Origin of the sequence: Roseburia sp. 1XD42-69, assembly GCF_003612565.1 — a bacterium.
Lineage (GTDB): Bacteria > Bacillota > Clostridia > Lachnospirales > Lachnospiraceae > Roseburia_B.
This window is the reverse complement of the sequence record NZ_RAZG01000274.1, coordinates 1-548: the sequence shown is the minus strand read 5'-3', so window position 1 is coordinate 548 and position 548 is coordinate 1. Positions and strand designations below refer to the sequence as shown.

The 548-nt window shown below is 37.6% G+C and carries 1 protein-coding gene; it reads right to left on the bottom strand.

Going from position 1 to position 548, the window contains the following annotated elements; all coding sequences use genetic code 11:
• A partial coding sequence (locus D7Y06_RS26395) for a hypothetical protein (RefSeq protein ID WP_199714865.1) occupies positions 1-548 on the bottom strand: 548 nt, incomplete at both ends.

Below are 548 nucleotides of genomic sequence, written 5' to 3'. Positions count from 1 at the left end.
TTCTTTTCCTTTTCCAAAGATTTTGCCTGTGCGTCATACTCTTTCTTTTTGGCTTCGTATTCCTTCTTTTTTTTCGTATCCTTTTCTTTCTTTGCTTTATCCTTATACTTTGAAGAATTTGACTTAGCTTTATCGATATCTTTATCATATCCATTCTCGATATCTGTTTTCTGTTTATATAAAGATTCTAACTGGCTCTGCAATGCCGTCATATCATTTGTGATTGACTGTTTCTGCTGTTCTTCTGAAGATACAGGCGGCTGTGAAGTGAAATTGTTTGCACCGGAAGAGGCGTTCCCTCCGTTTGCAATAGAATCTACATACTGTTGCATCTTTTCCAAGATGCTTTTGATTTCATCAACAGTCGTATAAGTTGCCCTTGATATGTCGGTGCCGGCATTTAAAGAATTGGAGATCAAAGTACCTATATTGCTGATGGAAGAACTGGTGTCAAACCCGATCTTTGCAAGATAATCCTTTACATTCGCCATTGCGTCATTGGAATAAGCGTTGATGTTTTCAATCAGACGGTCAAAATTATCTGCAAG